Origin of the sequence: Lentzea nigeriaca (assembly GCF_016907955.1) — a bacterium.
Classification (GTDB): Bacteria; Actinomycetota; Actinomycetes; order Mycobacteriales; family Pseudonocardiaceae; genus Lentzea; species Lentzea nigeriaca.
Genome location: NZ_JAFBCX010000024.1, coordinates 1 through 24,752 on the forward strand (window position 1 = coordinate 1; position 24,752 = coordinate 24,752).

The 24,752-nt window shown below is 68.9% G+C and carries 22 protein-coding genes; 7 read left to right on the forward strand and 15 right to left on the reverse strand.

Annotation, left to right across the window (positions count from 1 at the left end; all coding sequences use genetic code 11):
• Positions 1-528: 528 nt before the first annotated feature.
• A complete protein-coding gene (gene tyrS / locus JOD27_RS41120) occupies positions 529-1,803 on the reverse strand; it encodes a tyrosine--tRNA ligase (RefSeq protein WP_204767804.1) in 1,275 nt (424 codons plus the stop codon).
• A 67-nt stretch (positions 1,804-1,870) separates the two neighbouring features.
• Here tyrS and JOD27_RS41125 point away from each other — a divergent pair, with 67 nt between their 5' ends.
• Positions 1,871-2,308, forward strand: coding sequence for a hypothetical protein (locus JOD27_RS41125; protein ID WP_239571348.1), 438 nt, complete (start codon positions 1,871-1,873; stop codon positions 2,306-2,308).
• 237 nt (positions 2,309-2,545) lie between these two features.
• The gene (locus tag JOD27_RS41130) at positions 2,546-3,580 is read left to right on the forward strand and encodes a toll/interleukin-1 receptor domain-containing protein (RefSeq protein WP_204767805.1); all 1,035 of its coding nucleotides are present in this window, start codon (positions 2,546-2,548) and stop codon (positions 3,578-3,580) included.
• A gap of 331 nt (positions 3,581-3,911) precedes the next feature.
• Here the strand turns inward: JOD27_RS41130 and JOD27_RS41135 are convergent, their stop codons facing one another.
• The 9 genes from JOD27_RS41135 to argC are packed head-to-tail and all read right to left on the reverse strand — an operon-like array spanning position 3,912 to position 11,788.
• Positions 3,912-4,520: a DNA-3-methyladenine glycosylase gene (locus tag JOD27_RS41135; protein WP_204767806.1), complete on the reverse strand. Its 609-nt coding sequence runs from the start codon at positions 4,518-4,520 to the stop codon at positions 3,912-3,914.
• Complete coding sequence (argH, locus tag JOD27_RS41140) at positions 4,510-5,901, reverse strand: argininosuccinate lyase (RefSeq protein ID WP_204767807.1); 1,392 nt, start codon at positions 5,899-5,901, stop codon at positions 4,510-4,512. The genes JOD27_RS41135 and argH overlap by 11 nt, the downstream gene beginning before the upstream one ends.
• Positions 5,902-5,915: 14 nt before the next feature.
• Positions 5,916-6,182, reverse strand: a complete 267-nt coding sequence (locus tag JOD27_RS47335) for an argininosuccinate synthase (protein ID WP_204767808.1) — start codon at positions 6,180-6,182, stop codon at positions 5,916-5,918.
• Complete coding sequence (locus tag JOD27_RS41150; RefSeq protein WP_204767809.1) at positions 6,175-6,660, reverse strand: arginine repressor; 486 nt, start codon at positions 6,658-6,660, stop codon at positions 6,175-6,177. The genes JOD27_RS47335 and JOD27_RS41150 overlap by 8 nt, the downstream gene beginning before the upstream one ends.
• On the reverse strand, positions 6,657-7,589 hold the full coding sequence (argF, locus tag JOD27_RS41155) for an ornithine carbamoyltransferase (RefSeq protein ID WP_204767810.1): 933 nt from the start codon (positions 7,587-7,589) through the stop codon (positions 6,657-6,659). Before argF ends, JOD27_RS41150 begins: the two co-directional genes overlap by 4 nt.
• Positions 7,586-8,719, reverse strand: a complete 1,134-nt coding sequence (locus JOD27_RS41160) for an acetylornithine transaminase (protein WP_204767889.1) — start codon at positions 8,717-8,719, stop codon at positions 7,586-7,588. The genes argF and JOD27_RS41160 overlap by 4 nt, the downstream gene beginning before the upstream one ends.
• A 20-nt stretch (positions 8,720-8,739) precedes the next feature.
• A complete protein-coding gene (argB, locus tag JOD27_RS41165) occupies positions 8,740-9,609 on the reverse strand; it encodes an acetylglutamate kinase (RefSeq protein ID WP_204767811.1) in 870 nt (289 codons plus the stop codon).
• Positions 9,606-10,778 carry a bifunctional glutamate N-acetyltransferase/amino-acid acetyltransferase ArgJ gene (gene argJ, locus JOD27_RS41170; protein WP_204767812.1) on the reverse strand — a complete coding sequence of 391 codons (1,173 nt, stop codon included), beginning with the start codon at positions 10,776-10,778 and terminating at the stop codon, positions 9,606-9,608. The genes argB and argJ overlap by 4 nt, the downstream gene beginning before the upstream one ends.
• Positions 10,775-11,788, reverse strand: coding sequence for an N-acetyl-gamma-glutamyl-phosphate reductase (gene argC / locus JOD27_RS41175; protein WP_204767813.1), 1,014 nt, complete (start codon positions 11,786-11,788; stop codon positions 10,775-10,777). Before argC ends, argJ begins: the two co-directional genes overlap by 4 nt.
• A 91-nt stretch (positions 11,789-11,879) precedes the next feature.
• Between argC and JOD27_RS45605 the strand changes: the two genes are divergently transcribed.
• From JOD27_RS45605 to JOD27_RS41190, 3 genes are read left to right on the forward strand one after another with little or no spacing between them, the layout of a single operon-like run.
• A complete protein-coding gene (locus tag JOD27_RS45605) occupies positions 11,880-13,451 on the forward strand; it encodes a sensor histidine kinase (RefSeq protein ID WP_204767814.1) in 1,572 nt (523 codons plus the stop codon).
• Positions 13,448-14,929 (forward strand): sensor histidine kinase, encoded by a 1,482-nt coding sequence (locus JOD27_RS41185; protein WP_204767815.1) that lies wholly within the window; start codon positions 13,448-13,450, stop codon positions 14,927-14,929. The genes JOD27_RS45605 and JOD27_RS41185 overlap by 4 nt, the downstream gene beginning before the upstream one ends.
• 10 nt (positions 14,930-14,939) lie before the next feature.
• Positions 14,940-15,581 (forward strand): response regulator, encoded by a 642-nt coding sequence (locus JOD27_RS41190; protein WP_204767816.1) that lies wholly within the window; start codon positions 14,940-14,942, stop codon positions 15,579-15,581.
• Here the strand turns inward: JOD27_RS41190 and sthA are convergent, their stop codons facing one another.
• The gene (sthA, locus tag JOD27_RS41195; RefSeq protein ID WP_204767817.1) at positions 15,582-16,997 is read right to left on the reverse strand and encodes a Si-specific NAD(P)(+) transhydrogenase; all 1,416 of its coding nucleotides are present in this window, start codon (positions 16,995-16,997) and stop codon (positions 15,582-15,584) included.
• Between the two features lie 85 nt (positions 16,998-17,082).
• On the opposite strand from sthA, the gene JOD27_RS41200 reads away from it, so the two are divergent.
• Complete coding sequence (locus JOD27_RS41200) at positions 17,083-18,126, forward strand: 2-oxoglutarate and iron-dependent oxygenase domain-containing protein (protein ID WP_204767818.1); 1,044 nt, start codon at positions 17,083-17,085, stop codon at positions 18,124-18,126.
• On the opposite strand, the gene JOD27_RS41205 is transcribed toward JOD27_RS41200, so the two are convergent.
• A complete protein-coding gene (locus JOD27_RS41205) occupies positions 18,092-19,096 on the reverse strand; it encodes a hypothetical protein (RefSeq protein WP_204767819.1) in 1,005 nt (334 codons plus the stop codon). The two genes, JOD27_RS41200 and JOD27_RS41205, sit on opposite strands and share 35 nt — an antisense overlap.
• 146 nt (positions 19,097-19,242) lie before the next feature.
• Between JOD27_RS41205 and JOD27_RS41210 the strand changes: the two genes are divergently transcribed.
• Positions 19,243-19,902, forward strand: coding sequence for a DNA alkylation repair protein (locus JOD27_RS41210; protein ID WP_204767820.1), 660 nt, complete (start codon positions 19,243-19,245; stop codon positions 19,900-19,902).
• Positions 19,903-20,110: 208 nt separating this feature from the next.
• Here JOD27_RS41210 and JOD27_RS41215 read toward each other — a convergent pair whose 3' ends face one another.
• The 3 genes from JOD27_RS41215 to pheS all read right to left on the reverse strand — a co-directional run bounded on the left by JOD27_RS41215 (position 20,111) and on the right by pheS (position 24,706).
• Positions 20,111-20,608 carry a hypothetical protein gene (locus tag JOD27_RS41215; protein ID WP_204767821.1) on the reverse strand — a complete coding sequence of 166 codons (498 nt, stop codon included), beginning with the start codon at positions 20,606-20,608 and terminating at the stop codon, positions 20,111-20,113.
• 548 nt (positions 20,609-21,156) lie between these two features.
• On the reverse strand, positions 21,157-23,634 hold the full coding sequence (gene pheT / locus JOD27_RS41220) for a phenylalanine--tRNA ligase subunit beta (RefSeq protein WP_204767822.1): 2,478 nt from the start codon (positions 23,632-23,634) through the stop codon (positions 21,157-21,159).
• Positions 23,635-23,638: 4 nt separating this feature from the next.
• Entirely contained in the window at positions 23,639-24,706 is a 1,068-nt protein-coding gene (gene pheS, locus JOD27_RS41225) for a phenylalanine--tRNA ligase subunit alpha (RefSeq protein WP_204767823.1), read from the reverse strand.
• Between the last annotated feature and the right edge of the window lie 46 nt (positions 24,707-24,752).

Sequence of the window (24,752 nt, forward strand, 5' to 3'; positions counted from 1 at the left end):
GGTAAAACTACTCAAAGGAATACTCCTGACGAGGAGTATTCATATTACTGGCTGTGTTTCGGCACGCTGTTGAGTTCTCAAAGAACACGCGCTCATCATCACGATCCGCCACACGGCGACTCGATCCGAGGCTGTGTCGTACATAAGCTTGTGTTTGAAACTTCCGACGCCCTTGGCCTCTGAGCTCAGACGAGCTACCGGCTGGGTCTTCATCGTTTCGCGGTCACCCACTCTACCACACTCAGTGGAAGCTTGGTTCGTGACCCTCGCCGCACTCCGTTCCGGTGTTCCCGGCCCGTTCCGCGCTGGCAGAGAGAAAGTTACACGCACGCCAACTCGGGGTCAAATCGGGGGCAACCCAGTCGCCTGCGATTAAGAAACCGCAGGTCAACAGCCCCATACAGGACCCACGAACAAGCTATCGCAGCCCCGATGCCGTGCACAGTGTGACCGCCGTCACGTCAAGAAAGATCGAAGGCCGCCGATCCGCAGTGGGATCGACGGCCTTCGAGGACCTGAAACACCAGGTCAGAGCTCCACGTGCACGCCGGCGTTGTTGCGCTTGCCGCGGCGGAGCACCAGCCACTTGTCGTGGAGGAGGTCCGACGGCGCCGGCTTCCACTCCTCGTCGGTCACCTTGGCGTTGTTCACGTAGGCACCGCCCTCCTTGACCGTGCGCCGCGCGGCACCCCGGCTGTCGGCCAGCCCGGACACCACCAGCAGGTCGACGATCGTGGGCTCGTCGGCCAGCCGGACCTTGCCGGTCGGAGCCTCGGCCAGCGCCGCTTCGAGCACCGACGCGTCGAGGTCACGGAGCTCGCCCCGGCCGAACAACGCCTGGGACGCCAGCTGCACCTGCTGCGTCGCGCGCTCGCCGTGGACCAGGTCGGTGAACTCCTGCGCGAGACGCTTCTGCGCGGTGCGCAGGTGCGGCGCCTCCGCCGTCTGCTTCTCCAGCTCGTCCAGCTCCTCCCGCGAGAGGAAGGTGAACAGGCGCAGGTAGTTGAGCACCGTGACGTCGTCGACGTTCACGAAGTACTGGTACCAGGCGTACGGCGAGGTCATCTCCGGGTCGAGCCACACGCGCCCGCCACCGGTGGACTTCCCGAACTTGCGGCCCTCGGCATCGGTGACCAGCGGCGCCGTCAGCGCGTGCACCTGCTTGCCCTCGACCCGGCGCACCAGGTCGACACCGCTCACGATGTTGCCCCACTGGTCCGAGCCGCCGATCTGCAGCGCGGTGCCGTAGCGCCGGTTGAGCTCCAGGTAGTCGTTCGACTGCAGCAGCACGTAGCTGAACTCGGTGTACGACATGCCGTCGGTCTCGAGGCGTCGCTTCACGGTCTCGCGCGACAGCATCACGTTGACCGAGAAGTGCTTGCCGACGTCGCGCAGGAACTCGAGCGCGCTGACCTGGCCCGTCCAGTTCAGGTTGTTCTCGACGATCGCACCCGTGGGCGAGTCGTCGAAGTGCACGAACCGCTCCAGCTGGCCGCGGATCCGGTCGGCCCACTCGGCGACGGTGTCCAGCGAGTTCAGCGTGCGTTCACCGGTGTCGCGCGGGTCGCCGATCATGCCCGTGGCACCGCCGGCCAGCACGATCGGCCGGTGGCCCGCCATCTGGAAGCGCTTGAGCATCAGCAGCGGGACCAGGTTGCCGGCGTGCAGCGACGGCGCCGTCGGGTCGAAGCCGCAATAGAGCGTGAGCGGGCCGGCGTCCAGGTCCTTCCGGAGTGCGTCGAGGTCGGTGGACGTCGCGATCAGGCCGCGCCAGGACAGTTCGTCAAGGATGTGCTCGCTCACGTCCCTCATTGTCGCCCACCAGGTCGAACGGGTTTCCACCCGGTGCGCGCACGGGTAACCGCCGGGCATGACGGAGCCACGTGACGAGTTACGGCGGCCCACTGAGCGCATGCCGCGCGTGAACGAACCGGTGGTGGAGGAGGTCGTCGAACGCGACGACACCTACCGCAAGGTGCGGACGGTGCACACCGTCTGCGCAGTCATAGACATCGTGTGTTGGACGTTCGCCATCGTGCTGTTGGTGCACATCTTCCTGGTGGTGGCAGACGCGAACGCGGCCAACGGGTTCTTCCAGTTCGTCGCGGGTTGGGCGAACGGGATCACCCTCGGCCTCGACGGCCTCTTCACGCCGGACAGCCCCAAGATCGCGGTCCTCTTCAACGAGGGCCTGGCCGCGGTCCTGTGGCTGCTCATCGGGGCACTGCTGACGAACCTGATCACGCGACTGGCGCTGCCGGTCGACCACCGGCGCGCCTGGTACCGCCGGTCCATGCCCGTCCGCTGACGACGCGGCGCGGCAACACCACGCCCAGGCTCTCGGCCCAGTCGAGAGCCTGGGCCAGTGATCGTTCTCCGGTGAGCGTCACGGCGGCAGGTCAACGCGCGCACCGCTGACCGTGGGAGAGGCCAGACGTTCCAGCGCGGGGACGTCGGCCTCGGGCTTGGCGATTGTGACGAGCTCGGCGGCCAGTGCCTTCTCGATGTCATCCCCCAGGATGTCGAGGGCCGTACTTTGGATCCCGTGGCCGAGTATCAGTTCGACGTCGCCCCGTCGTTCGCCGAGGAGGATCGCGATCGGGTGCTGCCGATCGTCGACCGGCTGAAGGCGCTGGGTGTCGAGGTCTTCTACGACAGGGACCGCGAGGTCGAGATGTGGGGGCGCGACCGCGTCGAGTACTTCACCGAGACGTTCAGCCACCGTGCGAGGTTCGTGCTGCTGTTCAGCTCGGAGCATTACGTCTCGAAGTGGACGCGCCTGCAGAGCCGTGCGGCGATGGCGCGCTCGTTGGAGGAGAACACCGAGTACGTGCTGCCGATCCGGATCGACGACACACCCGTGCCCGGCCTCTTGCCCACGATCGCCTACCTCGACATGCGCAGGCACAGTGACGAGGTCATCGCACAGGCCGTTGTGCAGAAGCTGGCACAACACCGTGCGTCGTTCACTCCTACTACGCCGATCACACCGCAGTCGGTGGCGGCGCTCGTGCGGGAGAAGCCGCGCGGCTGGGAGTACCTGCTGTACGTGACCGTTGTGTCGCAAGGACTCGCGGAGCTGGAGTCGAAGTACTGGGAACACTTCCTCCGCTATGCGCCGCGCAACGGTGCCGTCGAGCACGGCACCGGGATCGAGCTGATCCGCGACCGGAACGTACTGCTGAGCGAGATCATCAAGGTCGCGGTGGAGACGCTGTTCACGGGCGACACTCAGGAGGCCGCGTTCGGGGCGCCGGGGGAGGCCGGGGATCCGTCGCGGATCGTCCACCTCGGCGAGCTGTTCGTGCGGACGTTCGACGAGATTCTGGAGTGGGCTCGGGGAATTCACGCGACGAGCTATGCGCATGAGCAGGCGCGGGTCGCGGCTCGGATCCAGGCGCAGTTCGCGGATCAACAGCTTCGGGCGATGCACGCGGTGGCGCGGGATCTGCGGGACGTGGCGGACACGCTGGTCGAGCGGTTGACGGCCGGCGAGCAGATCAACATGACGGTGCCGTTGGTGTTCGAGGTGGATCCCCAGCTGGAGAAGGAGTTCCGGGCGGCTCTTGATCGGTTGTGAGAACGACGTGGTGCAGGATGTGCTGAACAACCTGACGCGAGAGACCGCGGCTGGGCGGGCCTCCAGCACCAAGGCCCCTCGTACGCCGGACGAGGTCAGAGCGCTGCTGGCGGCCCGGCCACCTGCCTGGCCGTACCGTTCTGGCCGAGATCATCGACTCGCTGGAGAAGAGCCTCACGCCGGAGACGAGCCGCGTGAGTTTCGGAACGCGCCGGCAACACGCAGAACCTGAATCCCGATGACGTCGTCCAGACCGCCCGCCGACACGCTGGTGCGACGACTCACCGCAGGCGAGAACGTCGTGCCGCGCTGGACGCAGCCGTCGAGCAGGTCAAACGACGTTGGTCGGGCGGCGCTTGCCGCCCCTCTTGTACGTCGACACGGCGGGAGAGTCGATCCAGAACCGCCACGGCACGTCCATCGCCACGGCCACACCGACGCGAGGTCCGGACCGCACTTCCCCGACCGAATCACCCGCGTACAGCCGCACCGGCGAGGAAGCGGAAGTCAGGTCCAGGCCGTTGGACGTGCGGTCCAGGCCCAGCACCTTGCACAGCCTGGCCGGTCCCTTGGCCAGTTCCGCGGCCGAACGCGAGGCCGGGCGGCGGGAGAACGCGACGTCCTCACCATCAACCACTTCGCCGGCGCGCAGCAGCACGGCGCCGGGCACGCCGTCGACCAGAGATACGACGTTGGCGCAGAAGTGCATGCCGTAGACGAAGTAAACGTAGAGGTGGCCGGCCGGGCCGAACATCACCTCGTTGCGCGGGGTTTTGCCGCGGTAGCAGTGGGAGGCCGGGTCGTCGCCGCCCCGGTAGGCCTCGACCTCGACGATGCGCACGCGCACGTCGCCCGCTTCCAGAAAAGACCCCAGGAGGAGCTGGGCCGCATCGACCGGGTCGATGGCCAGCTCCTCCCTGGTCAGCTGCCTAGAACTCACGCGCCGCCGCAGCCTTGGCCACCAGCGCGTCCAGCTGCTCGCGGACTCGGGAAGGAGCCGTGCCGCCGTGGGCGTTGCGGGAGGCGATCGAGCCCTCGACGGTCAGCACCGAACGGACCTCGGGCGTCAGGGCCGGCGAGATCGCGGCGAACTCCTCGTCGGTCAGTTCTTCCAGGCCCACGCCACGGGATTCGGCGGCGCGGACACAGGCACCGGCGGCCTCGTGCGCCACGCGGAACGGAACTCCTTGGCGCACCAGCCATTCCGCGATGTCGGTGGCCAGGGTGAAGCCGGCCGGGGCCAACGAGGCCATCCGAGCAACGTCGAAGCGGAGAGTCGCCACCATGCCCGCGAACGCCGGGAGCAGGAGTTCCAGCTGCTCGACCGAGTCGAACAGCGGTTCCTTGTCCTCCTGCAGGTCGCGGTTGTAGGCGAGCGGCTGTGCCTTCAGCGTCGCCAGAAGGCCGGCGAGGTTGCCGATCAGGCGGCCCGACTTGCCGCGCGCGAGTTCGGCGACGTCCGGGTTCTTCTTCTGCGGCATGATCGAGCTGCCGGTGGACCAGGCGTCGTCCAGCACCGCGAAGCGGAACTCGGCGGTGGTCCAGATGATGACCTCCTCGGCGATGCGCGAGAGGTTCACGCTGATCATCGCCAGCACGAACGCGATCTCGGCGGCGAAGTCGCGGGAGGCGGTGCCGTCGATGGAGTTCTCGACCGGGGCGTAGAAGCCGAGGTCGGCGGCCACCTTGGCGGGGTCCAGGCCCAACGACGAACCGGCCAGGGCGCCCGAGCCGTACGGGGAGAACGCGGCGCGCTTGTCCCAGTCGTGCAGGCGCTCGACGTCACGCAGCAACGCGTGCGCGTGGGCCAGGAGGTGGTGCGACAGCAGCACGGGCTGTGCGGACTGCAGGTGCGTGCGGCCCGGCATCACGGCGCCGAAGTGCGTCTCGGACTGGGCGGCCAGGGCGTCCACGACGTCCAGCACACCGGCGGAAATCCGCCGAGCCGCGTCGCGCAGCCACATGCGGAAGAGCGTCGCGACCTGGTCGTTGCGGGAACGGCCCGCGCGGAGCTTGCCGCCCAGTTCGGTGCCCGCGCGGTCGATCAGGCCGCGCTCCAGGGCGGTGTGGACGTCCTCGTCCTCCAGCACCGGGGTGAAGGCGCCGGACTCGACGTCGGCCAGCAGCTCGTCCAACGCCTTCTGCATGCCGGCGAGCTCTTCGTCCGTCAGCAGGCCCGCCGCGTGCAGCACGCGGGCGTGTGCGCGCGAGCCGGCGATGTCGTACGGCGCCAGCCGCCAGTCGAAGTGCGTCGACAGCGACAGGCGGGCCATCGCCTCTGCCGGTCCCGACTCGAACCGGCCACCCCACAAAGAACTCATTGCACACGCAACTCTCAGCTAGCGAAGTCGTAAAGTGATTCTTCCGAACGGGCCACGAGCCCGACCACGCGCCCCTCGTACAGCGCGATGTCGACCTCTCCCGAGCCCGACGACAAGGCCATCCTCGCCACCCGCACCGCGACCGAGCCCAGGCTGGACTTCACCACGCCGGCGCGGAAGTTCAGCTCGCGGATCGCCTCGGCTACCGACACGGTCTCGCCGTCGACCGCCACCGGCACCCCGGCGTCGAACGTCAGCACGGCGTGCACGGGGTCATTCATCGATGGAACCCGAGGCCAGCGCTGTGATCCGGTCGGCGAGCTCGGCACCGGTCATCGGTTCGCGGGCCACGACCAGGATCGTGTCGTCGCCCGCGATCGTGCCGACGACCTCGTGCAACGCGGCGCGGTCCAGCGCCGACGCGAGGAACTGCGCGGCGCCGGGCGGAGTCCGCAGCACGGCGAGGTTGCCGGAGAAGTCGGTCGAGACCAGCAGCTCGCCCAGCACGCGCACGAGCCGCGTGGTGCCGCCCTGGACGCCGCGCACCGGGCTGCCGTCCTCCGGGATCACGTAGACCGGCGCACCGCCGTCAGGGCCGCGCAGCTTCACCGCGCCGAGCTCGTCCAGGTCGCGCGACAACGTGGCCTGCGTGACCTCGATGCCTTCCGCCGCAAGGAGTTTCGCGAGCTCGGACTGGCTGCGGACGGCTCGCTGCGACACCATCTCGACGATGCGGCCCTGACGGGCGGTACGAGTCATGACGACTGCTCCAGCAACCACACGAGCAACGCCTTCTGCGCGTGCAGACGGTTCTCGGCCTCCTGCCACACCAGCGACTGCGGTCCGTCGAGCACGTCGTCGGTGATCTCCCAGCCGCGGTGGGCGGGCAGGCAGTGCAGCACCGTCGAGTCGGGCTTCCCGGTCGCCTCCAGCAGCGAGGCGTTCACCTGGTACGGACGGAACGGGCCGACGCGGTCCTTGCCGTCGTTCTCCTGGCCCATGGACGTCCACGTGTCCGTCACCAGCACGTCCGCGCCGTCGACCGACTCGCGCGGGTCGCTGATCAAGGACACCGAACCACCGGTCTCGGCGGCACGCTTCTTGGCGTCCTCCAGGAACTGCGGGTTCGGCACGAAGCCCGCGGGCGCGCCGATGCGGACGTGCATACCCGCCGTGGCGCCACCGAGCAGCAGCGAGTGCGACATGTTGTTGGCGCCGTCGCCCAAGTACGTCAGCGTGAGTCCGGCCAACTTGCCGTAACGGCGGCGGATCGTCTGCAGGTCCGCGAGCACCTGGCACGGGTGGAACTCGTCGGTCAGCGCGTTGACCACGGGAACCCGCGAGACGCTGGCCATCGCTTCGATGCGCGCCTGGGCGAACGTCCGCCACACCACGGCGTCGACATATCCGGACAGGATCCGGGACGTGTCCTCGATCGTCTCCTCGCGGCCCAGCTGCATCGAGCGGCCGTCGATGATCACCGGGTTGCCGCCGAGCTGCGCGATGCCGACCTCGAACGACAGCCGCGTGCGCGTCGAGTTCTTCTCGAAGATCACGGCGACGGCCTTGGGGCCCGCCAGCGGCTTCGCGGTGAACCGGTCCGACTTGTAGGTGTCCGCGAGGTCGAGGACGGCGGACTGCTCGTCCGGCGTCAGGTCGTCGTCGCGCAGGAAGTGCCGCAAAGTCACTGCTGCTCCTCGAAGAAAGTGGGGATCGCGGCCACGAACGCGTGCGCGTCGGATTCGTCCAGGATCAGCGGCGGCGCCAGGCGGATGACGTCGGGCTGGATGGGGTTGATCAGGTAACCGGCCTTCTGCGCGGCCGCCGCGGCCTTCGCCGAGACCTTGTCGCGCAGCATGATGCCGAGCAGCAGGCCGGCTCCCCGCACCCCGGAGATCGCCGGGTGGTGCAACGCCTCCACCCCGGCCGCGATCTCCTTGCCCACGGACGAGGCGTGCTCCAGCAGGCCTTCCGCGGCGATCGTGTCGAGCACCGCGAGGGCGGCCGCGCAGCACACGGGGTTGCCGCCGAACGTGGTGCCGTGGTGTCCGGGCTGGAACAGCTCGCCGGCCGCGCCGAACCCGATCGTGACGCCCAGCGGGAGGCCGCCACCGATGCCCTTGGCGAGGGTCATGACGTCCGGCACGATCCCTGCCTGCTGGAAGGCGAACCACGTGCCGAGCCTGCCGACGCCCGTCTGCACCTCGTCGAGGATGAACAACGCGCCGTGCTCGGACGTGATCCGGCGCGCTTCCTGGAGGTAGCCCTCGGGCGGCATGACGACGCCCTGCTCGCCCTGGATCGGCTCGACGACGAACGCCGCCGTGTCGTCGTCGATCGCCGCTTCCAACGCCGCCACGTCACCGAACGGGATGTGGGAGACGCCGGGCACGAGCGGTTCGAACGGCGTGCGCTTCGCGGGCTGGCCCGTCAGCGACAGCGCACCCATCGTGCGGCCGTGGAAGCCACCCAGAGTAGCGACGATCTTGGTGCGCCCGGTGCGGCGCGACATCTTCAGCGCCGCCTCGTTCGCCTCGGCGCCGGAGTTGCAGAAGTAGACCTTGCCGGGCTCCCCCGCGAGGTCGAGCAGCCGCTCGGCGAGCTTCAGCGCGGGCTCGTTGACGTAGAGGTTCGACGTGTGGCCGAGCTTCGAGATCTGCGTGGTGACGGCCTCGACGATCTTCGGGTGGGCGTGGCCCAGCGCGTTCACCGCGATGCCGGTCAGCAGGTCCAGGTAGCGGTTGCCGTCGGTGTCCCAGACGTACGCGCCCTCGCCGCGCTCCAGCGCGAGCTGAGGCGTGCCGTAGTTGTCCATCATGGACTGTTGCCAACGCGTTGTCACTTGTCCCCCAAAACCATCGTGCCCACACCTTCAGTGGTGAAGACTTCGAGCAACACCGAGTGGGCCAGCCGCCCGTCGATCACGTGCGCCTGCGGCACCCCGCCGCGCACCGCCCGCAGGCAGGCCTCCATCTTCGGCACCATGCCGCTTTCCAGGTCCGGCAACATCTTCTCGAGCTCGGACGCCTGGACCTGGTGCAGCAGCGACGACTTGTCCGGCCAGTTCGAGTACAGACCCTCGACGTCGGTCAGCACCACGAGCTTCTCCGCACCCAGCGCCACCGCCAGCGCTCCGGCCGCCGTGTCCGCGTTCACGTTGTGCGGCACGCCGTTGATGTCCGGCGCGACCGACGACACGACCGGGATCCGGCCCGCACGCACGATGTCGAGCACCGAGTCCGGATTGACCTCCGTGATGTCGCCGACGAGACCGATGTCGACCTCTTCGCCGTCCACGATCGCGCCACGACGCGTGGCGGTGAACAGGTGCGCGTCCTCACCGGAGATGCCGACCGCGTAAGGACCGTGCTGGTTGATCAGGCCGACGAGCTCACGTCCGACCTGACCGACGAGCACCATCCGCACGACGTCCATGGCTTCCGGTGTCGTGACGCGCAGACCGCCGCGGAACTCGCTGTGGATGCCGAGCTTGTCCAGCATCGACTTGATCTGCGGGCCACCGCCGTGCACGACGACCGGACGCAGACCGCACAGCCGCAGGAACACCATGTCCTCGGCGAACGCCTTCTTCAGCTCGTCGTCGACCATGGCGTTGCCGCCGTACTTGACGACGACGATCGCGCCGCGGAAGCGCTGCAACCACGGCAGTGCCTCGACGAGGACCGCCGCCTTCTCTTGTGCGTTCATGAGGAGTAAGCGCTGTTCTCTTCGACGTAGTCGTGGGACAGGTCCGTGGTCAGGACGGTCGCCTCGGCGTCACCGACGTTGAGGTCGATGACGATCTCGATCTCGCGGCCGGACAGGTCGGCCTCGCTGCGGTCGCGGTCGCGGGTTCCGTTGCGGTACAACGACACGCCGTTGATGATGATCTGCAGCACGTCCGGGTCGATCTCGGCGTCGGCGCGGCCCAGCGCCATCGCGATGCGGCCCCAGTTCGGGTCGCTGCCGAACAACGCGGTCTTCACCAGGTTGTCCTCGGCGACCGTCCGTCCGATGTGGACGGCCTCGGCCTCGGTGGCGGCCTGCTTGACGGTGATGCTGATTTCCTTCGTCACACCCTCGGCGTCGCCCTGGAGCTGCTTCACCAGGTCGGCTGCGACCTCGGTCAGCAACGCGACGAAGTCGTCGAACGAGGGCTCGATAGCCGAGGCACCGGAAGCCAGAACCAGCACGGTGTCGTTGGTGGACGTGCCACCGTCGACGTCCAGGCGGTCGAACGTGCGACCCGTGGCCAAGCGCAGCGCCTTGTCCAACGAGTCGCCGGAGATCTTGGCGTCGGTCGTGATGACCGACAGCATCGTGGCCATGTTCGGCGCGAGCATGCCCGCGCCCTTCACGAACCCGCCGACGGACCAGCCCTGCTCAGATGCCTTCCACGCCTGCTTGGGACGGCTGTCGGTGGTCATCACGCCGGTGGCGGCGTCGAGCCCGGCCTCGACGGACGAGTCCAGCTCCTTCGCCACGTGCTCGACACCCGCGAGCACCTTGTCCATCGGCAGACGCTCACCGATCAGACCGGTGGAGCAGACCGCGACGTCGACGGCACCGACGCCGAGCACCTCGGCGACCTTCTCGGCGGTGGCGTGCGTGTCCTGGAAGCCCTCGGGACCGGTGCACGCGTTGGCACCACCGGAGTTGAGCACGACCGCGGTGAGTCGTCGCGACTGGATCACCTGCTGCGACCACAACACCGGCGCGGCCTTCACCTTGTTCGTGGTGAAGACGCCCGCGGCGGCGTCCGAAGGCCCGTCGTTCACGACGAGCGTCAGATCGAGAGCGCCGGAGGGTTTGATGCCGGCGGCGATCCCGGCGGCCCGGAAGCCCTGGGGTCCGGTGACGCCCTTGTTGCGGTTCACGGAGCGACTCCAACGGTCGAGAGGCCGGTCGTTTCCGGCAGGCCGAGAGCGAGGTTCATGCACTGGACAGCGGCACCCGCGGTGCCCTTGGCCAGGTTGTCGACGGCGGCCACGACCACGAGCCGGTTCAGGTCCTCGTCGACGGTGACTTGCATCTGGACGGCGTTCGAGCCGAGAACGGCGTTCGTCGTCGGCCAGAAACCTTCGGGCAGAACGTGGACGAACGGCTCGTTCGCGTACGCCTTCTCGTAGGCCTCGCGAACACCAGAAGCGTCCTTCAGCTGAGCCGTGCAGGTCGCGAGGATGCCCCGCGACATCGGCGCCAGCACGGGCGTGAAGCTGACCTTGATCGGCCGGCCGGCCGCGGCACTCAGGTTCTGCGTGATCTCCGGCGTGTGCCGGTGCGCGCCACCGACGCCGTACGCGCTGGCCGAGCCCATGACCTCGGACCCGAGCAGGTTCGGCTTCAGCGACTTGCCCGCGCCCGACGTGCCGGACACGGCGACGATGACGACCTCGTCCTCGATCAGGTCGACGGCGGGCGCGAGCGCCAGCGACGACACCGTCGGGTAGCAGCCGGGAACGGCGACGCGACGTGCGCCGACGAGCTTCTCCCGCTGGTTGGGAAGCTCCGGCAGCCCGTACGGCCAGGAGCCCGCGTGGTCGCCGCCGTACCACCGCTTCCAGTCGTCGGCGCTGGTCAGCCGGTGGTCGGCGCCGCAGTCGATCACCACGGTGTCGTCGCCGAGTTGCTCGGCCAGCTCGGCTGAGTGACCGTGGGGCAGTGCGAGGAACACCACGTCGTGGCCCTTGAGGGTCTCGGCTGTGGTGTCTTGTAGCTGTCGGTCGGCGAGCGGCAGGAGGTGCGGCTGGTGCTTGAGCAGCTTGTCGCCGGCGCTGCTGTTGGCCGTCAGCGCGCCGATCTCGATGTCCGGATGGCTCAGTAGCAGGCGGAGCAGCTCGCCACCCGCGTACCCGCTGGCGCCCGCGACCGCGATCCTCACTGTCATACGAATGATTATGCACGGTCGTGCAAACTCACTCAACCGGAGCAGTACGCGGGGAGCTTTCGTACTCTCCTGGCGTACGCAAGGGCCCCGCGTGCCGTCGGGCGTGGCCACGTGGCCGGGGATCGAGGCCAGGTGGGGCTGGGGCCGCCAGGGTGGGGCGACCATGATGATCAGCGTGAACGTGAGGGTGCGCGACGCGCTGTGGACGGCAGGCGCCTTACTGTTGGCGCTGGTGACGCTGGTCGCACCGCTCGGCAGGCCCGTGCACTGGTGGCTGATCGTGGCCTCCGCCGTGTGGGCGGCTGCGCTGGTGCCGTTCGGCGCCCGCCGGCCGCGCGCTGCGATGCTGCTCACCGCTCCCCTTCATGCGGTGAACAACCTGCTCGCGATCGCCCCGACCTCGCTCGTGATCTTCCGGTCGGCCCGGTCCGTCCGCTCGCAACCGCAGCTGTGGGCGTTGATGGGCGCCACGGCCGTGCTCCAGGCGGCGTTCAGCGGCCTGCACGCGTGGCGCGCGGGCGACAGCCTGTCCGACTACCTGCTCGGCACCGCGTTCACCGTCCTGTTCCTGCTGCTCTTCCCGGCCGTCGCCGGTGCGCTCGTCGGGCGGCGCAAGCCGTTGACTCAGGTGCTGATGGAGCGCAACGACTACTTGGAACAGACGCGTGTGTTGACCGCGAACACCGCGAGGTCCGCGACGCGCGCGCACATCGCGAGCGAGATGCACGACATGCTCAGCCACCGGCTCCGGCAGCTGACCGCGCACGCCGGAGCGCTCGAGCGCTCGGCCGCCGAGCAAGCCCCTGAGCTGCGCGAACAGGTCGAGCTGATCCGCAGGACGTCCGCGGTCGCGATGGAGGAGCTGCGTGAGATCCTCGGTGTGCTCGGAACCTCCGACGCCGATGAGAACGCCGGTACGCGCGCGGACGTCGAACGGCTCGTGGCGGCATCGGCGTCGGCGGGCGTCTCGGTCCTGCTGGACTGGTCAGGCCCCGATCTGGCCGATGCCGACGCACGCCTCCGAAGGGCGGTGCATCGGGTCGTGCGCGAAGCACTCACGAACGTGCACAAACACGCGCCGTCAGCACAGACCCGTGTCTTGGTGCAGGTCGGCGAACGAGTGCGGGTCGAGGTGGTCAACGGTCCGAGCGGCGAGCCCAGGGGCAGCGGCACCCGCCGAGGGCTTATCGGGCTGGAGGAACGCGTCGGGTTGATCGGCGGCTCGTTCAGCGCCGGTCCCGTCCACGGCGGCTTCCGGGTGGCAGCCGACCTCCCGCTGCACCCCGTGGTGCAGGAGGAGACGGGCGCGGCAGGTGCCGTGGCCGAGGCGCCACCCCCGATCACCGCAGAGGTCCTCACCGTGCCACGCGTGATCGGCGGCGGCTGCCTCGGCACGCTCGCCCTCGTTCCGGCGCTCGGTACGGTGTTCGTCCTGCTCGTCGTCGCGATCTTCAGCCGCGCCGAGATGACCAGGCAGGAGTTCGACGCGTTCCGGGTGTCGGTCGTGCACGAGGAGGAGGTCACCGAGACGCACGGCTTCGGCGTGCCGTCGGACAACACCGGGTGCTTCCGCTACCACGCGCGCGACGAGGAGAGCCGTGACTTCGAGCTCTGCTTCGACCGCAACGGTGTGCTGACCGCGAAGAAGGAGCTGGCCCGATGAGGTTCGTCTGGCCGTCGCTCGCGTTCGGAGTCGGCCTGGTGCCGCTGATCGCCCCGCTGGCGCCCGTCCCGCACCCGTTGCTGACGATCGCGTCCGCGGTGTGGATCGCGATGCTCGTGTGGCTGGCCCCGCGCAAACCCGAGTGGGCACTGCTGCTCACCGCGCCGCTGTTCGCGGTCAACAACCTCTGGGCGCAGGCCGCGACCGTGTTCGTGGTCTTCACCGCGTCCCGGCACATCCCCCGGCTCGGGCGGCTGTGGGCGTTGCTCGGGCTGGCGACCGTGCTGCAGGGCGCGCTCAGCCAGCTGCAGGAGAGCTACCGGAGCATGCCGCTCTGGGAGTCGGTCGTCGGCGCGACAGTCGGCGCGGTGTTCTTCGTGGTCTTCCCCGCCGTGTCCGGGATGCTGCTCGGCCGCCGCAAGCCGATGGTCCGGTTGCTGCGGGAACGCAACGAGTACCTGGAACGCGCGCGGGCGCTGACCGCCGCATCGGCGCGTTCCGCGGAACGCGCGCACATCGCGGGCGAGATGCACGACATGCTCGGACACCGGCTCAGCCTGATCTCCATCCACGCCGGCGCGCTCGAGCTGGCGACCGCGCGGAAAGCCCCGCAGCTGCACGAACAGGCGGAGCTGATCCGCACCACGTCGTCGCTCGCGATGGCCGAGCTGCGAGAGATCCTGGGCGTGCTGCGGACGAACCCCGAACCCGAGTCGCTCGACGAGGACACCGGCACGAGGACCGACATCGCCAAGCTGGTCGAGAGCTCGGTGGGCGCGGGAGTCACGGTCACGCTCGACTGGTCGGGTGACGACCTGCACGGCGCCGACCCCCGTACCCGACGCGCGGTGCACCGGGTGGTCCGCGAGGCGCTGACCAACGTCCACAAGCACGCCCCGCGGGCCCGCACGCGGGTGCAGGTCGCCGTCCAGGGTGGACGGGCGCGGATCCAGGTGGTGAACGGACCGTCCTCGGCGACCCCCGGCAAGGGCACCCGGCGCGGCCTGATCGGCCTGGAGGAACGCGTCGGACTGCTCGGCGGCTCGTTCAGCGCGGGCCCGCCGGCCGAAGGCGGGTTCCGGGTGGCGGCGGACGTGCCGTTGCACCCGGCGACCCAGGCCGATCAGTCCGCGGCCGAGGTCGCCGAGGTGCCTCCACCGCTCGCCGCCGAGGTGCTGACCGTGCCGCGGGTCGTGGGCGGCGGATGCCTCGGGCTGCTGGCGTTGCTGCCGATCGCGGGCGCGCTGATCGTGCTGCTGCTCTTCGCGTTGCTCAACCCCACGCAGATGAACGCGCCGTACTTCGACTCGCTGCGGGTGGGCAACACGTCCGAGCAGGAGATCATGGACCAGTACGGCCTCGGACAGCTCGGGGTGGACGGGTGCTCGCGGTTCCGGACGTCGCACAACGCGGAGCTGTACTACAAGCTGTGCTTCCGCGACGGCAAGCTCGCCTCGAAGGAGCAGGAGGGCCCGTAGGCTGGCTCGCGTGATCCGAGTTCTCATCGCCGACGACGAGACGCTGATGCGTGCCGGGATCCGGTTGATCCTGGAGAACGACCCGGAGATCAGCGTGGTGGCCGAGGCGGGCGACGGCAGGCAGGCCGTCGAGCTCGCTTCGCGGCACTCCGTCGACGTCGCGTTGCTCGACATCCGCATGCCGGGCGGCGACGGCCTCAAGGCCGCCGAGAAGATCGCTTCGCGCACCAACGTCGTCATGCTCACGACGTTCGGCGAGGACTCCTACGTGGCGCAGGCGATGAAGGCGGGCGCGACCGGGTTCCTGCTCAAGGACACCTCGCCGCAGGAGCTGATCAACGCCGTCCGCAAGGCCGCGAACGGCGAGCCGATCCTCGCCCCGCAGATCACCAGGCGCCTCATCGAGAAGCACCTCACCGCGCCCGACAAGGGGTCGGAGGCGCGCCGCAAGATCGACACGCTCACCGACACCGAACGCACCGTGCTCGAACTCGTCGGCCAGGGACTGTCCAACACCGAGATCGGCGAACAGCTGTACCTGGCTACCGGCACGGTGAAGGCGCACATCAGCCGGATCCTGCCCAAGCTGGAGTGCGCCAACCGCGTGCAGGCCGCCATCGTGGCCCACGAGGCCGGGCTCACGCGATCATGATCATTCGGCTGTGAAGCGGTCCAGGGCACGGATCTTGTTCGTGGCGTCGAGGGCGGCGACCTTGTACGCCTCGGACAGCGTCGGGTAGTTGAAGACCGTGTCGACGAGGTAGTCGACCGTGCCGCCGCAGCCCATCACGGCCTGGCCGATGTGCACCAGATCCGTGGCGCCCGTGCCGAACACGTGCACACCGAGGATCTTCCGGTCCACAGTGGACACCAGCAGCTTCAGCATGCCGTACGCGTCACCGACGATCTGGCCGCGCGCCAGCTCGCGGTACCGGGAGATGCCCACCTCGTACGGAACGGCGGACGACGTCAGCTCGGCCTCGGTCGCACCGCAGTACGAGATCTCCGGGATCGTGTAGATGCCGATGGGCTGCAACGCGGTCAGCTCGTGCACCGCCTCGCCGAACGCGTGGTACGCGGCCAGGCGGCCCTGGTCCATCGACGTCGCGGCCAGCGCCGGGAAGCCGATCACGTCACCGACGGCGTAGATGTGCTGGACGGGCGTGCGGTAGTGCTCGTCGACGCTGAGCCTGCCGCGCCGGTCGGCCTCCAGGCCCGCGGCGGCGAGGTCGAGCTTGTCCGTGCAGCCCTGACGACCGGCCGAGTACATGACCGCGGCGGCCGGGATGCGTTTGCCGGACGCCAGCGTCGTGACGGTGCCGCCCTCGGACACCTCGACGTTCACGACCTTCTCGTCGAACCGGAAGGTGACGGCGAGGTCGCGCAGGTGGAACTTCAGCGACTCCACGATCTCCGGGTCGCAGAACTCCAGCATCCGCTCGCGCTGCTCGACGACCGTGACGCGGGTGCCGAGCGCGGCGAACATCGACGCGTACTCGATGCCGATCACGCCCGCGCCGACCACGACCAGCGACGACGGGATCTCAGTGAGGGCGAAGACCTCGTCGGAGTCGAGGATCCGCTCCTCGTCGAAGTCCACGATGGACGGACGGGCCGGCGTCGTGCCGGTCGCGATGACGACGTACTCGCCGGTGATGGTCGTCCGGTCGCCGCGATGACTTCCTTCCACCGCAATGGTGTGCGAATCGACGAAGCGGCCGAAGCCGTTCAGGAGGTCGATGCCGTTGCGGTGCAGCTGCGCGCGCACGACCTGGACCTCGCGGCCGATCACGTGCTGCGTGCGGGCCATCAGATCGCTGATCGTGATGTCGTGCTTGACGCGATAGCTCGCGCCGTACAGCTCGCGCTGGCTCATGCCCGTCAGGTACAGGACGGCTTCCCGCAGCGTCTTGGACGGGATGGTGCCCGTGTTGACGCAGACGCCGCCGACCATCTCCTGCTTGTCGATGACGGCCACGCGCTTGCCCAGTTTCGCACCCGCGATCGCCGCCTTCTGGCCACCAGGACCGGAGCCGATGACGATCAGGTCGTAGTCGTACGACGTCATGGTTGTGCAGCCTACTAAGACGGATCCGATTCCACCCCTGAAAGAAAAATGAACCCGCTGAACGGAACCGGCCGTTCGTTGGACCATGACCGAACTACGCACCTTCCGTCTGCCCGAGACCGTCACCGGTTCGGACGACGACGTCGAACTCGGCCGGCGGCTCATCGCAGCGTGGCAGGCCGACGGGATTCTGCAGATCGCGACCGACGCTGTGCAGGACCGCAAGACCGAAGAGGCCATGGCCGCCAGCAGAAGGTTCTTCCACGGCTTGTCGCTCGAAGAGAAGTCACAGCTGGTGAGCGACCTGACCTACGCGGGTTACATCGCGTCCGGAGAGGAGGTCACCGACGGCATCGCCGACTACTCGGAGATCTTCACCGTCTGCAAGGACGTTCCGCTCGACGACTCCCGCGTCGTCGACAAGTGGCCGTGTCACGGACCCGTGCCGTGGCCCGACAACGACTACCGCGACGCCATGCGGGAGTTCATGGCGATGCTCGGCGAGGCCGGAGAGAAGATCCTCAAGCTCACCGCGCTGGGCTTCGGGCTCGACCTCGACACGTTCACCCGGCTCACCGCCGACGGCTGGCACCACATGCGGGTGCTGCGCTTCCCCACCAGGTCGGAGACCGTCGACCGCGGCATCGGCGCCCACACCGACTACGGCATGCTCGTCCTCGCCGCACAGGACGAGGTCGGCGGCCTCTACGTGCGCCCGCCGATCGAGGGTGAGGAACGGCCGCGCAACTGGCTGCCCGACGAGTCGGCGGCCGGCTGTTTCCAGGACGCCGAGGGCTGGACCTTCGTCGAACCGGTCCAGCACGTCTTCACCGTGTTCCCCGGCGACATCCTGCAGTTCCTGACGGGCGGCGCGCTGCTGTCCACACCGCACAAGGTCCTGCTGAACACACGCGAGCGGTTCACCATGGCGTACTTCCACGAACCGAACTTCGAGGCCGTCATCAGGCCGTTGGACGATCCGCACGGCGACGACGTCATTCACTACGGAACGCACTTCACCAACATGTTCATGCGCTGCTACCCCGACCGCGTCACCACGCGGCGGATCCTCGACGAGGACCGGCTGACGGTGCTCAGCGAACTCCGGTCTGGGGTTCGTCACTCCTGAACGGCAGGATCAGGTCGAGCAGGCGGGCCGTGGCACGGTACTCCGCGACACGGTCCGCGAACGGCCTTTGCACGATCTTCCGCACGGCCTCCTCCGACATCCGCTCGTACGCCGGAACCGTGTCGTGGCTGAGGAAGTCCCAGCGCGACTCGCGGTCCGCGTAGTTGAACGCGGGCAACGGACCGCCGAGCAACGGCCGGTACAGCGCGGGCGTCTTCCCGCCCGGCACCGGCATCGGCCCGGCGACCGTGATCGCGTACGTGACGACCTCGCCGGGCGGCAGCAACCGTGACCGCATCCGGTCGAACTGGTCGGGGATCACGAGGTTCTGCTCGCGCGACGAGAACGCCATGACCGCGTGCGCCGGATCCGCCCACGCGGCGGTGGTCTCCGCGTCGATGATCCCCGCGTCGCGCATCTCCTCCACGGCCTTGATCCCACCGTGCAGGTAGGCGGCGTGCATCGCGCCCAGGTCCATGAAGATGTGCTTCTGCATCGACATCAGCATCGACGAGAAGAACCGGAATTCCGGCAACGTGCCGAGATCGAGCATGCCGGCGGCGAACGCGGGCGCACCGATGTTCGCGAACCCCATCCACCGCAACGTGTCCGGGTGCTCCAGGTAGAGCCGCGCGTAGAAGTCGTAGACGGCGAAGATGATGGCCTTGTTGGCCTCGGCGCCACGCTGCGGGTCCCAGTCGGACAGGTTCACGCCGGCGTCCTCGGCGGCGCGGACGATCCAGTAGTGCCACAGCAGCGCCTTGAACTGGGCCGGTGGGATGCGCTTGCCGCGGTGGCGGTTCAGCGCGGCCTCGAGCGTGGCCCTGTCGTACGGCAGATCGGGGTGAACGCTGCCCCGCTGCTCGCCGTTTCCGTTGGACAGCGGCAGATCCAGGTAGTCCACCGTGTCCGCCTTGGTGGCGCCCATGCTGGTGAGCACGAGCGCCGCCACAACCATGAGCACACGCATGAATGCGAATGGTAGTGGCCGGAAGCGGCGATTCCGTTCACAGTCGTGCCTGGACAAGTGATGCTTTGCCGGTTCGTTAGCACTTCCGGACGGCAGTGGGGCCAACGATCTCAACGCCCTACTCCTTCTGCCTATACGGTTCGGGGGTGGATTCGTTCATCGAGGCGGTCCGAGCAGGACTGGAGGAACGCGCGGATCCGGGGAAAGCCCCGGAGATGCAGGCGTACATGAAGTCCGACATGCCGTTCCTGGGCGTACAGAAGCCGGGACGGGTGGCGTTGCTGAAGTCGCTGCCGCGGATCGACTCGCGGGACGAGTGGCTCCACGTCGTGCAGACGCTGTGGCGCGAGGCGACCTATCGCGAGGAGCGGTACGTGGCGCTCGCGTTGAGCGGCGACCGTCGCTTCCAGTCGGTCGAGCTGCTGCCGTGGTTCGACGAGATGATCGTGACCGGCGCATGGTGGGACTACGTCGACGAGATCGCGTCGAAACGGATCGGGCCGTTGCTGCGGTCCGCGCCGGACGTCGTGCGGCCGTTGATGCTGAAGTGGTCCGTCGACGCGGACAGGTGGCGGCGGCGGACGTCGATCATCTGCCAGCTCGGGGCCAAGGCGAACACCGACGTGGAGCTGCTGGAGGCGTGCGTCGACGCCAACGTGGACGACCCGGACTTCTTCCTGCGCAAGGGGATCGGCTGGGCGCTGCGGGAGTTCGCGAAGACCGAGCCGGGGTGGGTGCGGGCGTTCGTGCAAGCGCGGCCCCGGTTGTCGCCGTTGTCACGGCGGGAGGCGCTCAAACACCTTTAGGGCCTGTATCGAAGTCCCGTTCGATGAGAGTCGCGCCTGAGGTGGTTCCTGGTGGTGCGGCCGAACGGCCCGCATACCGGTGTTGTATGTGGGCCGTCCGGCCGTGCCGCCAGGGGCCGCGTCAGGCCCGGCTATCGCGGACATGGACTTCGATACAGGCCCTAGTACCGCTACCTCGTGGCACGAGCAGCCGAGGCCGAGCTGCCGATCAGCCGTGTTTCGCGCGACCCGAGTAGGTGAGCGGGAAGACCAGCTCGCTACACGCGGCGGGGACGTCCTTCGCGACCTGGACCTTCATGGCGACCTCGACCGCTCCACCGGCCGGGATCTCCACGACCTCCTTGAGCGGCACGACGGTCAGCACTCCAGCAGGGCACCCCTCGACGCGCTGCTGGGTGGCGTCGAGCGGCTGACCGGGCACCGCGGACAGGCTTTCGACGATGATGTCGACGGAGTTCGGGTTGGACAACCGCACCTTGCGCTCGCCCACGGCGCCCGGTGTGAGTTCCACGGCCGCGCCCGAGATGTCGTTGATTTCAAATGGCTTCAGCTGCTGCATTCCGGACTCGCCGCTGCTCACCGAATACGCCATGGCGGGCGATGTCGGCTTGGGCCACGTGAGGTGCATGGCCGCCACGACGGCCGCGCCGAGCATGAGAATCGTCAATGACACGGCGATCTCAAGGCGCGGACCCAGACTACGCATGGCGCAACTCTCCAGAGTTGTTGCTCCAGGCGGTGGGTTCGCCTCTAGCTCCCCACCGGACCGGCGACCAGACTCGCCCGGTGGTTCATCGCTTCGCCCCTCGGCCCAGCGGGCCGCGTTGACAATCTTGGAGAAGCAACACGCACTGCGCAAGCGGCGGACGGGCGCCGATTGCCCCTTGTAATGAGGGACCTTCGGCACCTTGACAGCTACGCAGGGCTACCACCTGCTGGTTTGATCCCAAATCCCGACTTTCGGGATTCGACCGATCGAGCGAACTTTGACGGACAATCTTTCCGAACCCCGCTACACGGAGCGGTTCGGACTCTTTCCCTGTTGCCACAATACTGTGTACATATCGGCGGCCTGCGGCGGGTGATGACGACTCCCGCCGCGCGGGCGACCCTGCCCAGAGCTGCCGTTATGACCGCGAAGACATCGTGCACACGACACGGGAAATGCGACACGCGGACTCCAGGTCGACGGCCTCATTACGCGGAAAGGCCCGGGATTCTCGGCGAATCCCGGGCCTCACCGAGCGTGACCGACTAGGCGCGCAGTGCTGCACCCAAACGCTCGCCGGCGGCCGCCACGGCGGCATCGCGAGCGTTCGTCGCTTCTTCGACGGTCAGCGTGCGGTCCGGCGCGCGGAACCGCAACGAGTACGCGAGCGACTTCTTGCCCTCGCCCACCTGCTCGCCCGTGTAGACGTCGAACAGGCGGATGTCCTCCAGCAGGTCGCCCGCGGACGCGCCCAGCACCTCCGACACCGACTGCACCGGCACGCCGGCGTCGACGACGAGCGCCACGTCCAGCAGCACCGGCGGGTATGCCGACACCATCGGGGCCGGGCGGTGGTCGTCCAGCGGGAGGGCGTCGAGGTCGAGCTCGAACGCCACGGTCCGCTTGGGCAGGCCCAGCGCCTCGATCACCTTCGGGTGGAGCTCGCCGGCGTGGCCGACGGGCCAGTCGCCCACGCGCAGCTCGGCGCAGCGGCCGGGGTGCCACGGCAGCAGGTCCGACGCCACGACGCGCAGGGTGACCCCGTACGCCTGGCCGACGCGGCGGGCGGCCTCGACGGCGTCCGCCCAGTCGGCCATGCGGCCCTTGCCCCACCAGCCGGCCAGCTCGCGGTGGCCCGTGAGCACACCGGCGACGTGCAGCGGCTGCTGCGGCAGCGCGGCCAGCATCGAGGCGACCTCGGCCTCGGTCGGGCGGCGGTCGACGCCCAGCGCGGGCACCGGAACCTGTTGCGCGCGCGGCAAAGTCACCTGGGCGATGTTGTACAGCGCGACATCGCGCGCACCACGGGCCAGGTTCCGTTGGAGCGTCTCCAAGAGCCCGGGCAGCAGCGTGGTGGCGAGGACGTTCTTGTCCGCCTCCAACGGGTTCAGCACGCCGACGGTGTTGCGGCGGACGTCGTCCTCGGAGAGACCGAACGCGTCGAACACCGACGGGTCGATGAACGGGAACGGCTTCACCTCGACGAAGCCGTCCTCGGCGAGCGTGCGCCACACCGTGCGGCGGCGGCGCTGCTGCTCGGTCAGGCCACGGCCGGCGGGTGCGGGCGGCAGAACCGAGGGAATCGTGTCGTAGCCCTCCAGCCGCAGCACCTCCTCCACCAGGTCGGCGGGCTGCACGAGGTCGGCACGCCACGTCGGCGGCACGGCCGTGACGATCGTCTGGCCGTCGTCGGACGTCGTCACGGAGACCTGGCAGCCGATCTGGCCCAGGCGGCGCGCCGTGACGCCCCGCGCGTAGCGGACGCCCGCGATGCGGTCCGGCAGGTCGATCGGCATCGACACGGGTGCGGGCAGCTCGGGCACGCCCACGTCGGTGCGGCCCGGCTTGATCTGGCCCTCGGCGTAGTGGTTGAGCAGCTTCGCGGCCCGCTCCAACGCGACCGGCGCCAAGGCCGGGTCCACCGTGCGCTCGAAACGCTTGGCGGCCTCGGACGGCAGCTTGTGGCGGCGGACCGTGCGCGCGATCGACGCCGGGTCCCAGTTCGCGGCCTCCAGCAGGATGTCCGACGAGTTGTCGCGGACCTCCGTGGACGCACCACCCATGACACCGGCGAGCGAGATCACGCCGGAGTCGTCGGCGATCACGATGTCGTCGGGGTCCAGCGCGCGCACCGAGTCGTCCAGCGTCGTGAGCTTCTCGCCCGCGTGAGCGCGACGCACGGTCAGCGCACCCGAGAGAGAAGCCGCGTCGAACGCGTGCAGCGGCTGGCCGAGCTCGAGCATCACGTAGTTCGTGACGTCGACCGGCAGCGAGATCGAGCGCATGCCGGCGAGCATCAGGCGGCGGCGCATCCACCACGGCGTGGGCGCGGTCGGGTCGACACCGGTGACGCGGCGCGCGACGAAGCGCGAGCAGCCGGTGCGGTCCTCGATGTGGACCGGCCACACCTCGCCCTCGGCCTCGGGGATCTCGACGACGCCGGGGTCGCCGAACGGCACGTCGAGCGCGCAGGCGATCTCGCGGGCCAGGCCGCGGACCGAGAACGCGTAGCCGCGGTCCGGGGTCGGCGCGACCTCGATGACGCTGTCGGTCAGGCCGAGCAGCTCCATCGCGTCGTCGCCCGGCTGCGCGGTGCCGGTGGGCAGCACGAGGATGCCGGAGTGGTCGTCGCCGATGCCGAGCTCGTCGGCGGCGCAGATCATGCCCTGCGACACGCGGCCGTACGTCTTGCGCTCGGAGATCGTGAAGTCGCCCGGCAGGACGGCGCCGGGCAGCGCGACGACGACCGAGTCGCCCTCGACGAAGTTCGTGGCGCCGCAGATGATGTTGTTGACCTGCTCGGGCCCGACCTCGACCTGGCAGTAGCGGATCGGCTTCTTGAACTCGGTGAGCTCCTCGATCGCGACGACGCGACCGGCGACGATCGGGCCGGTCACGGGACCGAGCGGGCTCACCTCCTCGACCTCGATGCCGATGCGGGTGAACGCCTCGGCGAGCTCGTCGGGCGTGGGGACTTCGTCGAAACCGAGGTGTTCGACCAGCCAGCTGACCGGGATGCGCACCGGATCAGGCCTCCGTTCCGAAAGGCTGGGTGAAGCGGACGTCGCCCTCGACCATGTCGCGCATGTCGGGCAGGCCGTTGCGGAACTGCAGCGTCCGCTCCAGGCCCATGCCGAACGCGAAACCGGAGTAGACGTCCGGGTCGACGCCGCAGGCGCGCAGCACGTTGGGGTTGACCATGCCGCAGCCGCCCCACTCGACCCAGCCGGCGCCGCCCTTCTTCTCCGGGAACCACACGTCGACCTCGGCCGACGGCTCGGTGAAGGGGAAGAAGCTCGGGCGCAGGCGGGTCTTCGAGTCCTCGCCGAACATGGCGCGGGCGAACGCGTCGAGCGTGCCCTTGAGGTGGCCCATGGTCAGGCCCTTGTCGACCGCGAGGCCCTCGACCTGGTGGAACACCGGGGTGTGGGTCGCGTCGAGCTCGTCGGTGCGGAACGTGCGGCCGGGGCACACGACGTACACCGGCAGGTCGCGCTCCAGCAGCGTGCGGGCCTGCACGGGCGAGGTGTGCGTGCGCAGGACGAGCGACGAGTCGTTCGGCGCGATGTAGAACGTGTCCTGCATCGAACGGGCAGGGTGGTCCTTGCCGAAGTTCAGCGCGTCGAAGTTGAACCACTCGGTCTCGAGCTCCGGGCCCTCGGCGATCTCGTAGCCCATGGCCACGAAGACGTCGCCGATGCGCTCGGCGAGGGTGGTGATCGGGTGGCGCGCGCCGCGCGGGAAGCGGTCCCAGGGCAGCGTGACGTCGACGGACTCCTCGCGCAGCACCCGCTCGTCGCGCTCGACCTGGAGCACGGCGTGGCGCTCGTCGAACGCGGTCTTGATCGCGGACTGCGCCTCGTTCACCCGCTTGCCGGCCTCGGCCTTCGCCTTGGGGGGCAGGGCACCGATCTCGCGGCGGGCCAGCAGCACGGGCGACCGGTCACCCAGGTGGCCCGGCTTGACCGCCGCCAGGGCCTCGAGGTCGGCAGCTCCGGCGAACGCCTCGCGCGCCTTCTGCACGGCCGCGTCGAGGTTCTCGGCCGACAGCGCCGCGACCTCCTTGGGGTCGTACGGGTCGTTGGCTCCGGACATGGTTGAAGGACAGCTCCCGTCGCGGACATCAGGTAACAACAGGTCG